General features: G+C 61.2%; 9 protein-coding genes, 1 pseudogene and 1 riboswitch. Of the genes and pseudogenes, 6 read left to right on the top strand and 4 right to left on the bottom strand.

Annotated features, from left to right (window positions below; genetic code table 11):
• Positions 1 to 286: 286 nt before the first annotated feature.
• Positions 287 to 5344: an autotransporter outer membrane beta-barrel domain-containing protein gene (locus WFR25_RS11540; protein WP_336971035.1), complete on the top strand. Its 5058-nt coding sequence runs from the start codon at positions 287 to 289 to the stop codon at positions 5342 to 5344.
• Between the two features lie 7 nt (positions 5345 to 5351).
• On the opposite strand, the gene WFR25_RS11545 is transcribed toward WFR25_RS11540, so the two are convergent.
• The 4 genes from WFR25_RS11545 to WFR25_RS11560 form a co-directional block, all read right to left on the bottom strand.
• Positions 5352 to 6158 carry a hypothetical protein gene (locus tag WFR25_RS11545; RefSeq protein ID WP_336971036.1) on the bottom strand — a complete coding sequence of 269 codons (807 nt, stop codon included), beginning with the start codon at positions 6156 to 6158 and terminating at the stop codon, positions 5352 to 5354.
• Complete coding sequence (locus tag WFR25_RS11550; RefSeq protein WP_336971037.1) at positions 6059 to 6889, bottom strand: hypothetical protein; 831 nt, start codon at positions 6887 to 6889, stop codon at positions 6059 to 6061. The genes WFR25_RS11545 and WFR25_RS11550 overlap by 100 nt, the downstream gene beginning before the upstream one ends.
• Positions 6876 to 9002: a TonB-dependent receptor gene (locus WFR25_RS11555; RefSeq protein WP_336971038.1), complete on the bottom strand. Its 2127-nt coding sequence runs from the start codon at positions 9000 to 9002 to the stop codon at positions 6876 to 6878. The genes WFR25_RS11550 and WFR25_RS11555 overlap by 14 nt, the downstream gene beginning before the upstream one ends.
• A gap of 177 nt (positions 9003 to 9179) precedes the next feature.
• A riboswitch (cobalamin riboswitch) is annotated at positions 9180 to 9439 on the bottom strand.
• Between the two features lie 66 nt (positions 9440 to 9505).
• Positions 9506 to 10057: a histidine phosphatase family protein gene (locus WFR25_RS11560; RefSeq protein WP_336974882.1), complete on the bottom strand. Its 552-nt coding sequence runs from the start codon at positions 10055 to 10057 to the stop codon at positions 9506 to 9508.
• A 226-nt stretch (positions 10058 to 10283) separates the two neighbouring features.
• On the opposite strand from WFR25_RS11560, the gene WFR25_RS11565 reads away from it, so the two are divergent.
• From WFR25_RS11565 to WFR25_RS11585, 5 genes and pseudogenes are all read left to right on the top strand, one after another.
• A complete protein-coding gene (locus tag WFR25_RS11565; protein ID WP_336971039.1) occupies positions 10284 to 10511 on the top strand; it encodes a CbtB domain-containing protein in 228 nt (75 codons plus the stop codon).
• Between the two features lie 15 nt (positions 10512 to 10526).
• Complete coding sequence (locus tag WFR25_RS11570) at positions 10527 to 11258, top strand: CbtA family protein (protein ID WP_336971040.1); 732 nt, start codon at positions 10527 to 10529, stop codon at positions 11256 to 11258.
• Positions 11259 to 11299: 41 nt separating this feature from the next.
• A pseudogene (locus tag WFR25_RS11575) lies at positions 11300 to 12324 on the top strand (2-hydroxyacid dehydrogenase).
• Between the two features lie 66 nt (positions 12325 to 12390).
• Positions 12391 to 12591 (top strand): hypothetical protein, encoded by a 201-nt coding sequence (locus WFR25_RS11580; protein WP_336971041.1) that lies wholly within the window; start codon positions 12391 to 12393, stop codon positions 12589 to 12591.
• 93 nt (positions 12592 to 12684) lie between these two features.
• Complete coding sequence (locus WFR25_RS11585; RefSeq protein ID WP_336971042.1) at positions 12685 to 13317, top strand: OB-fold-containig protein; 633 nt, start codon at positions 12685 to 12687, stop codon at positions 13315 to 13317.
• The last annotated feature ends 20 nt before the right edge of the window (positions 13318 to 13337 follow it).

The raw sequence follows: 13337 nt of genomic DNA on the forward strand, positions 1-13337 counted from the left end.
AAACCGAGAATATTGACCAGAGAAAATCGAGCAGAGGCCATGTTCGGGAACATGGTCGTCTGGCTCAATTGTTGGCGCCACATCCATATATGTTATCCGTAATATGCGTTGTTCCAATCGCCATCTTTCGGATCAATCAATGAGGCCTGACCTTGGGTTTCTGCGCTATTATCCATCATTATGAGATTGGAATTCGAAGTAAGGTATTGCTAATCAAAGATATAAAAGGCATGTGCGGGCTTGCCGGGGGGCCTGTTAACTGAAACTGCCAAAAAGGGAGTTGTCGATGCAGGCCACCAAAACAGCGGGCAAACAGTCCCGCCTTTATCTTTCCCGTATCATGTTCGTCGGCGTCAGCACGATTGCAATCATCCATGCGAACGAAGCGCAGGCAGGATGCGGTCCGGCTCCAACAGCGGGCAATGATGTCATCATCTGCACCGCTGCCGCGCCCAATCCCTCGACGCCGCCGGCCAGCCTTCAGGCGGGTGATGACACGATCAATCTCCAGGGTGGTACGCTCAACGGCTCAATCACGGGCTTCACGGGCAACGACACCTTCAATCTCACCGGCGCGACAGTGACGGGCACTCTTTTCGGCGGCGAAGACTCGGGTTCGACCAGCGACGACATCTTTAATCTGAACGCGGGTTCTGCGGGCAATGGCACCGAATCGATTGTCGGAGAGCGCGGCATCGACACGATCAACATCGGCGGAACCGTCATACTCAATGGACGCGTTTCGGGAAGCCAGGGTGCCGACATCATCACAATAACCGGCGGCACGGTAAATGGCAGTATCGCGGGCGAAGGGCAGACCTTCTTCGCGGGCACCGCCGCGAGCAATGACGATATCATCATGCTGACCGGGGGTACTGTCACCGGCTCGGTTTCCGGCGATGACGGTAACGACACTATTACGCTCAGTGGCGCGACCGTTGGCGGTTCGTTGACTGGTGATGCCGGAGACGATGTGATTTCGGTATCGTCCGGTTCGACGGCAGGTATCTCGGGTGGCGACGGCGCGGACCGGATCACGGTCTCTGGCGGCAGCGCCGGGGCGCTCAACGGCGGCGCAGGCAATGACCAGTTCACGGTTTCGGGCGGCACGGTGGGCAGCCTCACCGATGCGGTCGGCAATAATATTCTGACCATGCCTGCGGGCGGCACGGGCATCATCACGGGCAATGTCAGCTTTGGTCCCGGCGTCGATACGATCAACATGGCGGGCGGCGAGATTCAGGGGACGGTCAGCCAGGGCGATGGCCTGGATGTGCTGAACCTCTCCGGTGGCACCATCAATCAGGTCTTTCAGGGAGGCGGCCTCGATACCGCGACGATTTCGGGCGGGCGGATCGTGAATGGGCTGGAGGACGGCGATTTCGTTACCATTACCGGCGGCCGCATCGGCTTTGTCGATATGAACATCGCCAACAATGTCGTCACCATGTCAGGCGGGCAGATCGACGGCGACCTGACCGCCAGCTTCCAGAACGACACGCTCAACCTTTCGGGCGGGACGATCGGCGGGCGGGTCGATTTCGGTCGCGGCGCCAATGCGATCAACATGACTGGGGGCACGATCGTCGGCACGATCACGACCGGCGATGGCATGGACACCTATGTTGTGTCGGGCGGCTCGACTGCGGGCATCAACGCTGGCGCGGGCAATGACAGCATCGCCCTGTCGGGTACGGGCATCACCGGCTTTATCAATGGTGAAGCAGGGGGCGACACGATTACCGTCGCGGGAGGCACGGTCACAACCGTTGATGGCGGTATCGATGATGATTCGATCACGATCAGCGGCGGCACGGTGACGACCGCGCTCGGTGGTCTTGGCAATGACCGTCTGGCGGTTTCCGGCGGTATTGTCACTACGCTCGATGGTGGTGACGGCGACGACCTTTACACCGTCTCAGGCGGTACGATCGCGGCGGTAACCGATCTTCTCGGCAATAATGCACTCGCTATGCCCGCAGGCGGTACGGGCGCTATCACCAATGTGACGTTCGGTGCGGGCACCGACAGCATCGACGTGGCGAGCGGCCAGATCACGGGCCTTGCCAGTCTTGGCGATGGCAATGACAGTTTTATCCAATCTGGGGGCTTGGTTGCCGCCGTGTCGCTTGGCGCGGGTGCTGACATCGCTACGATTTCCGGGGGTACGCTCGGTACGATCAACGGCAACGATGGCGACGACGCGATCACCATCAGCGGTGGCGCGGTTACGGACGTTCTTGGCGGCCTCGGCAATGATCAGCTAATCATTTCTGGTGGCAGCGCCGGAACGCTGCAGGGTGGGGAGGGCAACGACCAGTTCACGGTTTCGGGTGGCACGGTGGGCAGCCTCACCGATGCGGTCGGCAACAATATGCTGACCATGCCTGCGGGCGGCACGGGCATCATCACGGGCAATGTCAGCTTTGGTCCTGGCGTCGATACGATCAACATGGCGGGCGGCGAGATTCAGGGGACGGTCAGCCAGGGCGATGGCCTGGATGTGCTGAACCTCTCCGGTGGCACCATCAATCAGGTCTTTCAGGGAGGCGGCCTCGATACCGCGACGATTTCGGGCGGGCGGATCGTGAATGGGCTGGAGGACGGCGATTTCGTTACCATTACCGGCGGCCGCATCGGCTTTGTCGATATGAACATCGCCAACAATGTCGTCACCATGTCAGGCGGGCAGATCGACGGCGACCTGACCGCCAGCTTCCAGAACGACACGCTCAACCTTTCGGGCGGGACAATCGGCGGGCGGGTCGATTTCGGTCGCGGCGCCAATGTGATCAACATGACCGGGGGCACGATCGTCGGCACGATCACGACCGGCGATGGCGTGGACACCTATGTTGTGTCGGGCGGCTCGACTGCGGGCATCAACGCTGGCGCGGGCAATGACAGCATCGCCCTGTCGGGTACGGGCGTAGTAGGCGCGGTCAACGCGGGCGATGGCGACGACGCGTTCAACTGGACGAGCGGTACGCTCACCAACTTCAACGGTGGCATTGGCAGCGATACTGCGCTCGTCACGGGCGGCGCGAACCTTTCACAACTCACGCTGCTCGATGGTGGCGACGATTCGAGCGCGGCCGATGGCTGGGTAGATATATTGACCTTCCAGGGCGTGTCGGCAGATTTGCCGACGATCGCCAATTGGGAACAAGTTGCGCTTACGCAGAACACGGCCATCAACATCACGCCGGGCGGTATGGACTTTGGCGATGGCAACGTATCGATCGACGACACATCAAGTGTAACAGGTGGCCCCGATGCGGGCGGCACGGTCGATATTGGCGGTAATCTCCACAATGACGGCATCATCGTGAGCGAAGTACCTGTCGATATCGCAATCGGGGGCAATCTCGACAATAGTGGCGCGATCGATGCCAGCGGAGGCAGTCTCGATGTAGGCGGCGATGTCGATAATAGCGGAGCCATCACCACGGATGCGCCGATCGACATCGACATCGGTGCTACTCTCGACAATAGCGGAACGGTCACCCTCGGCGAAGGCGGGATGGTCGATGTCGTTGGTGATGTGGATAATAGCGGCGAGATCATTTCCGGAGCGCCGGTCGATATCGCAATCGGAGGCGATCTCGACAATAGTGGCGCGATCGATGCCAGCGGAGGCAGTCTCGATGTAGGCGGCGATGTCGATAATAGCGGAGCCATCACCACGGATGCGCCGATCGACATCGACATCGGTGCTACTCTCGACAATAGCGGAACCGTCACCCTCGGCGGAGGCGGGACGGTCGATGTCGTTGGTGATGTCACCAATGGTGGGACACTGATCGTTGCGGGGAACAATACCGCGATAAACCTGGGCAGCGACCTCATCAATGGCGGTGCGATCGATATTTCCGGCGAAGGCAACAGCCTCGACGTGGCGGGCGACCTCGTCAATGACGGGCTGATCGACCTGACCGACAGCGATGCTGTCGTCACCGTGAATGGCGTGATAACCAACAATGGCGATATCATGGGCAGCGGCGGGTCCGCCGTCATCAATGCCGGGGGCGGGTTTGCCAATGGTGGTACGATCGACCTGAGTGGCGGCGGTGCGGGCGACAGCCTGACGATCATCGGCGACGTGACCGGCACCGGTACGCTGATCATCGACACCGACATCACCGCAACCGGCGGCAGCGCGGATCATCTGGTGATCGAGGGCGCGCTGAATGGCGCGATCGATGCCCATATTGTCAATGTCGGCGGGCCGGTCACTACGCCGCCACAAGAGGGATCGGGCGCAACGATCATCACCGCGACCGATGGCTCCAATGCCACAATCACGTTCAATGCGCCCTTCAACTATGCGCCTATCGGCCCGTGGCGTTATGAACTTGCGCAAGACGGCGGCGAAGTCCGTCTCCAGCCACGGTTCGACAGTGAGGACGGTAACAGCTTCGCGGCGCTCACGCCTTCCGCAGCGGGCGCGGTCATCGCGCCGGAGGCGGTGCTTGGCATTACCGACATGTTCCTTCCCCATATCCGCGAACGTCAGGGCCAGTCGCTGACGGCCAGCGATGGTTTCCAGGGATGGGCGCGGGTTGAAGGCAGCATCAGCGATCTGGATGGCAGGGGTTATTCCGTCGGCTATCATCAGCGCAGCGGGATTGCACAGGTCGGCATCGGTCTGGCCAAGCCGACCGCAGACACCGATATGCTGATGGCGGGCATAACCCTTGGTATTGGCCGGGGCGACTGGACCCCCCGGCTTCGCAGCGCGCGCGCCGATCTCGATGTCAAATCCACGGCGTTCGGCTTCTATGCGACCTGGTTCGAACAGGCCGATCAATCGGGCGGCTGGTATGCCGATTTCGTCGCGCAGATGAGCCGCTTCGATTTCAAACTGGATGTACCTGAAGCGCGCATTGCCGATTATGACGGGCACGGGATCGGCGCGTCGCTTGAGGTGGGCTATATCGCGCAGACGGGGGGCTGGCGGATCGAACCAAAGCTGCGCTTCACCTATCTCTCCAGTCATGTCGATGGCTTCATCGGCGCGGATGGCCTTCAGGCGCAGACGAACGACAATGGACGATATCGCGGTCGGGCCGCAGTCCGGCTATCGACGGACAAGCCCTTGGGCGGGGCGGTTCTGACGCCGACAGTGACGCTGGGCGTGGCGCATGATTTCAAGGCTGACCGGGGCGTGATCGTCGGTTTCGACCGGCTTGAGGCCAACAGCCCGAAAACGGTGGCCGAAGGCGGGCTTGGCCTCAATCTGCGTGTCGGCGAGAATGTGCGGCTGTTCACGGAGGCCGAAGGGCGGATCGCCAGCCATTATTGGGAAACCACTGCGCGTGGGGGGCTGACGATCCGCTGGTAGGGGAGGCTTATCGGTGGCGTTTAGCTGGCCTTAATCGCTTCCAGCCGATGACTATGCCTGTCACCGAAATGGCAAGTCCCGCTGCCGATAAAAGCCACATCAGCCCGTCGCGCAGGGGCCGCCATGTGAGTAGCCAAGGCAGGTCGAAACTGTGCAACGCGGCGAACAGCCAGCGATAGGTGCGGCTGCCCGATCCCATCTGCTCCAGCAGCGCGCCAGTCGCGGGATCGACGTGCAGCCATGTCTGGACCGGATCGTCGAACACCAGTCGTAGCACGGGGAGCGGCCGCGCGTCGCTGCGCGGATCGCCGGTGCCGTACCAATAGCGGTCATAGCGATCGAGGCGCTGGGCCGCGACCAGCCGACCGTTCGGGACAGCGGCCCGCGCGATGGCCTCGATCCGGGTTTGTGCAATCGGCGCAGGTTGCGCCGTCGCGCCGTCCAGCAGTATTTTGTCCTGCGGCCCACCCCGCGCGATCATCACCGGAGTACTGCCTAGATAGATGAAGTTCACCTCGCGCGCGTCCTGTGCCACTCGCGCCAGTTGCGGCAGATCGGTCGGCACGAAGCCCGAAGGGTCGCCTGCATAACGCTCGGCAATGTCCGCACCGCCGCCATCGCGGAACCCGCCCCAGGGACTCATCGACAGCCAGCCGCTGAACACCCATGTGAGCAGGAAAAGTCCACCGATCAACCCGATGATATGATGCCATTTCATCCAGCCGCGATAGGGGCTGACCGATCCCGACTTGTGCCGCTTGGACAGCCTGACGCGCAGCAGTCCGATCCAGATGCCAGCGATCGCTCCCAGCATCCCGATGCCGGACGTCCACAAGACCGCATGCCGCCATGGGTTCTGATGGACCCGCAGCGCCGTGAATAGATCCAGTGCGGCACCGCGCCCAGCCAGTTCCAGAACCGCTCATGCGCGGTCGTGTTCTGAACGACCTCGCCGGTTTTCTGCGCGACATAGATGTCGGTTCCCGCCGCATCGGCCAGACGGACCCGCCAAAAGGGCGCCATCTTTTTATAGGCCCCCGTGACGACCCATTGGTCATGATCGACATGCGAGATCGATTCCACTGGAGCATGGACAAGGACGGCGGCGATCGCGCCTGCTCGCACAGCATCGACCGACCGAATTTCCGCGCCTATCTGTGCCGATACGGCGCGCCGCCCGTCCTTGGTCACGAAGCTATAGATGGGATCGCCACCCGTCATGCCGATCCGCATTTCGGACGGGAATGTGGCTTGTTTCAGGCTGGCGAGTGCCACGTCCGGTCCCACCTTGACCCGCGCCCAGTCGATCGGCGGAGCGCTGGCGATCCGTTCGGGTGCGCGGAACGAGGGAAATGGGACGTACATCATCACCACCCCCGACACGAACCAGATAGCGAAGAAGAGGCACAGAATGATACCGGTCCAGCGATGGAAAAAATAGAGCCATCGCTTCGTCGCGCGCCATGCGGCCTTCGAAGAAGCGGGGCGGGGAAGCGCGTATGGCGCGCCCCCGTTGGCGACCAGCGCCGCGTCAAAAGGCGACATGGATGCTCGCCTCCACCGCGCGCGGATCGCCCAGCACCCATTGCGATGCGCCATAGGTCGCCCGCACATAGGTTTCATCGAAGACGTTCCGCAGGCGCAGGCTGGCGCTCGCGCCCTCGATAAACTGCCAACGTATACCGATGTCGGTCAGCGTATAGGACGGGATGACGCGGGTGTTCGCGGCATCCTGATAGCGCTTACCGACATAGCTGACCCCGCCATCGGCGATCCAGCCATCGGCAAATTCCCAGCTTATGAAGGCATTGGCGGTCTTTGTCGCCACATTGGTGGGTCGGTTGCCCGCGCGTTGGAACAGGACGCCGCCAACGGATTCGGCGAAATCTTCATAGCGGGCGCGCAGCACCGCACCGTTGAGGGAGAGGGTGAGCCGCTCGATCGGTTCCAGCGACAAGGACGCTTCGATGCCCTTTGATGATTGCTGGCCAACCTGGACCTGGATGGTCGGGATCAACGGGTCGGAGGTCAGCAGCTTTTTCTTGATGATGTCATAGGCGGCCAGCGTCCACTGCCCGCGCGTACCCCAGAAGATATGCTTGATCCCGACCTCATATTGGCGGCCCGTGGACAGATCGAAACTGCTCTGCGTGAGGCTGGTCGAAACGAGCGCGCCGACCGGATCGGCGGCGGTCGCATATTGGCCGTAGAGCGACAGGGTGGGGATCGGATTATAGACCGCGCCCACGCGCCATGTGACCGCATCGGGCGTGCCGGTGAAATTATTGGCGGCGTTCACATAGTCGGTCTTTGTGATTTCCGGCCGATCGTAGCGCAGGCCACCAACCAGCGAGAATTGCTCGCTGAACTTCAGCCGGTCCTCGGCAAAGATCGAATACTGCCGGATCTTGTTGGTGTAGCGCGGCTTGGTCGTCGCGGTGGGCTGGTCGATGAACAGGCCGGAGACCGGGTTGATGAGGTCGATCAGGCGGGTGGCATTGTTCCCGCTATTGCTGACATTCTTGTAGCGGATGCGGTTGACGTCGAAGCCGATGACCAACTGGTTTTCAAGGCTGCCCAGACTGTGGTTCACGTTCGCGGTGGTGCGGTTCCCGGTCTGTTTCTGGATATGATAGAGTTCCAGAAAGCTGGACTGGCGGATTTGCGCGGGCGTGGTCGCGGTCGCCGGAACATAGGTGACATTCTCCGCATTGTTCCAATATTTGTTCGCCCACAGATGGTAGAAGGTGCTGCGGATGGTGATGGCGTCGGAGGGACCCCACTCGATCTTGGCCTGACTCCAATTGTCGCGGAAACGCAGCTTTGCGTCGGTGACATTATAGTTGTTGCGTCGGATCGACCGATCCAGCTTGCCGTCGATCAGTGGCACGCCGAACCATGTGCGCGGCTTTTGCGTGCTGAAATCATGCGACAGGGTGATGCTGAGGTCGGATGCGGGTTTCAACCGGATCGCGCCTGACAGCGCTAGCGCGCTGTTGTCTCCCCGATCCATCCAGCCGTCCGAACGGCGATAGCTGGCGTCGGCGCGGAAGCCGACGACATCGCTGATCGGTCCGCCCGCTCCAGCCGCGATGCTATAGGTGTCGAAGGACGCAGCGCTTGCGCGGCCGCCAATCTCCAGCGTGTCGCCCGGTTGCCTGCGGGTCACGTTCCCCGCGCCGCCGATCGCCCCCTCGCCATAAAGGACCGATGCCGGGCCGCGCAGGATTTCCACGTTTTGCGCCATCCACGGGTCGGCCGGGAAGGTCAGCGTGTTGTTATACATCCGCATCCCGTCATAGAGGGTCATCACCGAGTTCTGGCCGGTGAAACCGCGCGCCGACAGGCCATAGCCAAAGACGCCGGACGTGTTGACGATGCCTGTGGCCCGCGCCGCCGCATCCTGAATGGTGAGGTCGCCGCGCAGGCGGATCGCATCGCCGTCCAGCGTCTCGACACTGGCGGGCGTCTCCAGTGGTGTCAGGCCAAGGCGGCTGGCGCTGTCGGATTTGATGTTCAGGCGCAGTTGATCGACGACGCCCGTGACGATGATCGTCTCGCTCTCCGCATCCGGCGCGGCGGCGGGTTGCTGGGCGTGAGCAAATGTGGGCGCAACTAGAGTAAGGGCCGCAAACGCAGCCAGCGTGAAATTGTTCATGTTATCCCCCGTCGGCGTCAAACGACGTTGGGCGGGGGCGTGCCGTTCACGAACGGTCGGCGCCATGCATCGACCGGACGCCAGGGGGGACCGACACACAGAACCGATGCGGCCCCAGCCGCTCGTTCGTCGCTCAGACGGAGTTCACCGTGCCGCGGCCATCCCCTGGACCAAGGCAAGAGCGACCAGACGCCGGCAGGTCTCCTGGCTCATGGGTCATCGCTTGATATACGGCCTTCCCAGGCCTCGCAGGATTTATCGTCCGGCCCAGTGGCTGGCGGCTCGGGAACTTGCCCGTCCGCTCATGTATATCGCGCTCGCCACTTACAGTTGCAGGGACAGCTGCGGATTTGGATGGTCGCCCCCGAAAGGTTGCTCACCCACACCGCATTCCCGTTTTAATCCCCTTGCGGGGAACCGACGCGATCAATGTTCATGCAGGCGACCGATGGTCGATGCACGAACGCGGCATGCATATGAGCAGGGTTTTGAAATCGCAAGCGTCATGATGTGATCGCCTGCAACCGCCATACGCGGTTCCACGACAGATGTACCTGGGACAGCGGTGCGATGTCGATGCGCAGCGTGGCTTCCGGCGGAATGTCCAGCGCGGCTGCGATGGTCGCGCGGATCACCATGGGATGGGTGATCGCCAGCCTGTCTTCGCCCCCGGCGCATTGATCGGCGAGCCAGTCCGCCATCCGGTCCCGCACCGTTGCCAGCGACTCACCACCCGGTGCGCCGCTGGCCGGGTCGGCCATCCAGTTGGCGAAAAAATCGGGGCTATCGGCATGGAGATCGCCGAGCGCACGGCCTGCCCAGTCGCCATGATCCATATCTCGCAGCGCAATGTCGGTCTTCGCCATAATGCCCAATGCGTCGGCGGTCTGACGAGCGGCCAGTGATGGGCTGGTCAGGCAGTCGCGTCGTTCCATCCGCAGGGCTTGCGTCTTGGTGAGGCCGCCGCCGTCGATCGGATCGTCATGCCCCGGAAAGGCACCCTCGCGCATGGCGCGAGTGGCGGCGTGGCATAGCAGGATCAGGTGAATCGACAGTTAGGGTCTCCACTGTGTTTGAGAGGGGGGTGATTGACGGGGGCCATCGTTCCGGCCTAGGGCATTCACGTTAGATCGAGGAAGAAGCCGGTGTAATTCCGGCGCGGTCGCGCCACTGTTATCGTTCACCATGCCCGTCTGTCGAGGGGGATGGCAACGAGAGCCAGACCTTCCTCGGACGCACGGAAACCCCGCGGGACGCGTATATCCCGAAAGGAGCATGATCATGGCATCCGCCGCATTGTTCGCAGACGATATCTTCATCCCGGTGGGCGATGCGCCCGCCATTCCCCTACGCGACATTGCGCCCTGGGCAGTGTTCGGCCTGCTGCTGGCGATGATCTTCCTCTATTTCGTCAGCACTGAACAAGGCGCCCTGTCGCTGTTCAAGGGCATGTATATCCATGAATTCGTACATGATGGGCGGCACTTGCTGGGCTTTCCCTGCCACTAAGGCGGGGTCTGAGCCATGGTACGTAATCTATTGATACGCGGCATGTTTGCCGGCGTAATAGCGGCTGTGCTCGCAACGCTGTTTGCGCGCCTGTTCGCCGAACCGCAGGTGGACCTGGCCATCGCCTTCGAGGCTGCGCAGGCGCATGGGCACCACGTAATGGGCGCGGGTGAAGACGTCGAACTGGTCAGCCGCTCGACCCAAAAGGGGTTGGGTTTGTTCACGGCCATCACCCTCTATGGCGCGGCCCTGGGAGGTATCTTCTCGCTGCTGTTCGCTTTGGTCTATGGTCGGTTGTCCCGTCTTGGCCCACGATCGCTGGCGTTATTGCTGGCGGCCGGGGCGTTCATCGCCATCGCGCTGGTTCCCGCGCTCAAATATCCGCCAACGCCGCCTGCCGTTGGACAACATGAAACGGTCGGGTTTCGCACCCTCGTCTATTTCGCGATGATCGCCTTTTCGATCGCGGGGATGGTCTTCTCCGTCCATATCGGACGGGGCGTTGCGCGGCGGAATGGCGCCTTCAACGGAATACTGGCGGCTGGGTCAGTCTATGTCGTCCTGATCGCTCTGGTGCAGGTCGCCTTGCCCGCCGTCAATGAAGTGCCCGAACACTATCCGGCTGTGCTGCTTTGGGAGTTCCGGGTCGCTGCGCTGGGGACGCAAGCGCTGCTATGGGCCACCATCGGCATCGTCTTCGGTTGGCTTGCGGAACGGCTATTCGCCGGAAGAGCGCGCCAGTCCTGAAAGGTCGTTGATCGTTCCGGGATGCGCTGTAAGCTTATCGCATGAAGACAGCTGTTTACGGTACCAAATCCTATGACCGGCGGTTTCTGAAGGCCGCCAATGGGGCGTTCGGGCACGAGCTGACGTTCCTTGAACCGCGGCTCGACAACAGTACGGCCCTGCTTGCTCGCGGTTTTCCGGCTGTCTGTGTCTTTGTGAATGACCGCCTCGATCGCGCTATCTTGCAGATGTTGGCGGATGGCGGAACGCGTGTTGTCGCCTGCGCTGTGCTGGCTTCAACAATGTCGATCTGGTCGCGGCGGAAGAGTATGGGATCGCAGTTGTGCGGGTGCCCGCTTATTCCCCGCACGCCGTTGCGGAATTCACGATCGGCCTGCTGCTGGCGCTCGACCGCAAGATTGCACGGGCCTGGACGCGCGTGCGGGAGAATAATTTCGCGCTGGAGGGGCTGATCGGCCGTAATCTGCACGGTCGCACTGTCGGCGTTGTCGGCACGGGCGCGATCGGCGCTCTTGTCGCGCGCACATTGCAGGCAGGTTTTGGCTGCAATGTGCTGGCGAGTGACATCGTTGCCGATCCCTCGCTGGAGGCGATTGGCGTGCGTTATGTGCCGCTCAAGGAATTGCTCATCTCCAGCGAGATTGTGACATTGCATTGTCCGCTGACGCCCGAAACGCGCCATATGATCGATGCGAACATGATCGCCGCAGCCCGTCCCGATCTGCTCATTATCAATACCAGTCGCGGTGCGCTGATCGACACCCGCGCGCTCATAAACGGGTTGAAGATCCGCAAGATCGGCGGTGTTGCACTCGACGTTTATGAGCAGGAGGCCGACCTGTTCTTCGAGGATTTGTCGAGCGAGATCATCGAAGATGATGATTTTCAGCGCCTTCTGACCTTTCCCAATGTCCTGGTGACGGGACATCAGGCCTTTCTGACGGAGGAAGCCCTGGAGAGCATTGCCACAACCACATTGCAGAGCCTGGCTGATGCAGAGGCAGGTCGTCCGCTCTTGAACGCGGTCGTCGCGCAGGCTGTAATTCGATCGTCGGGCAAGCCGTGACACGTCAACGTCCTCAAGCCTTTTACGCTCTGGACAGATCCAGTAAACCCTCGCTATCGGGTCGCGATGAGCATTGTCGCAACCATCATGAACTCGACCACAGGTCAGCCCATCCAGAAAATGACGTTCGGGCGGATGCCCAAGCCCTGGGCCAGCTTCAACCTCGAAACCGGCGAACTCGTCACAGCCGATCGGGTGAATGTCGGTAAGCCCGCACCCGGTAAATTTGTCGCGCCGGTCGAAGTGTGGGTGACGCCCAAGGCATAGGGCTGGAGGCGTCGACAGGATCGGTCGTGCCAGTCCGTTGGACTCGACAGATTTTGTTATGTTTTCTTAAAATGTCGCTGATATGAACCGCTGATGTTCGCGGTATTTTTTACAACTGATTATGCGATATTTTCGATCGCGTTTGTGGTGATGCTGGGCATCGGTACGATCGAAGCTATCGGTTTGGGCTTCGGCCATCTTGGCCTGGATACGGACATTGAAAGCGGTGTCGATGCCGCAGGGATTGATAGCCCTGGTGTGCTTGACTGGCTGGGACTGAAATCCGGTCTGCCGGTTCTTGTCTGGCTCACGGCGCTGCTGGGTTGTTTTATACTCACGGGTGTTGCGGTTCAGCAGATTGCGACGGCCCTTTTGGGTTCACCCTTGCACTGGACCTTTGCCAGCCTGATTGCTTTGACGATTGGCAGTATAGCGAACGGCTTCGTGTCGGCGGGGCTTGGCAAAATCATGCCTGAATATGAGACGTCGGTCATCGATACCGAGGATTTGATCATGCGCCGGGGTGTCGTGCTGGAAGGGGCCGCTCGTCGGGGACATCCGGCACGGGCGAAAGTTGTCGATCGGCATGGGCAGGCGCATTATGTCATGGTGGAGCCACATCATGATGATGATGTCGTGGCCCAGGGTGAATCGGCGCTGCTCGTCCGGCGCAACGGCCCGCTATTTTTCGTCCAACCAGATGCCAGCAGCTTCAAACCGCTTTGACGAACGCACAGGAGGCACTT

Source organism: Sphingobium aromaticiconvertens, assembly GCF_037154075.1.
Classification (GTDB): Bacteria; Pseudomonadota; Alphaproteobacteria; order Sphingomonadales; family Sphingomonadaceae; genus Sphingobium; species Sphingobium aromaticiconvertens.

What these genes read in the sequence shown, in the direction of transcription:
- WFR25_RS11585 (WP_336971042.1), top strand. Translation starts at nt 12,685, where the DNA reads ATGTTCGCGGTATTTTTTACAACTGATTATGCGATATTTTCGATCGCG.
- WFR25_RS11540 (WP_336971035.1), top strand. Translation starts at nt 287, where the DNA reads ATGCAGGCCACCAAAACAGCGGGCAAACAGTCCCGCCTTTATCTTTCC.
- WFR25_RS11565 (WP_336971039.1), top strand. Translation starts at nt 10,284, where the DNA reads ATGGCATCCGCCGCATTGTTCGCAGACGATATCTTCATCCCGGTGGGC.
- WFR25_RS11550 (WP_336971037.1), bottom strand. Translation starts at nt 6,889, where the DNA reads ATGTCGCCTTTTGACGCGGCGCTGGTCGCCAACGGGGGCGCGCCATAC.
- WFR25_RS11555 (WP_336971038.1), bottom strand. Translation starts at nt 9,002, where the DNA reads ATGAACAATTTCACGCTGGCTGCGTTTGCGGCCCTTACTCTAGTTGCG.
- WFR25_RS11580 (WP_336971041.1), top strand. Translation starts at nt 12,391, where the DNA reads ATGAGCATTGTCGCAACCATCATGAACTCGACCACAGGTCAGCCCATC.
- WFR25_RS11570 (WP_336971040.1), top strand. Translation starts at nt 10,527, where the DNA reads ATGGTACGTAATCTATTGATACGCGGCATGTTTGCCGGCGTAATAGCG.
- WFR25_RS11545 (WP_336971036.1), bottom strand. Translation starts at nt 6,158, where the DNA reads ATGCTGGGAGCGATCGCTGGCATCTGGATCGGACTGCTGCGCGTCAGG.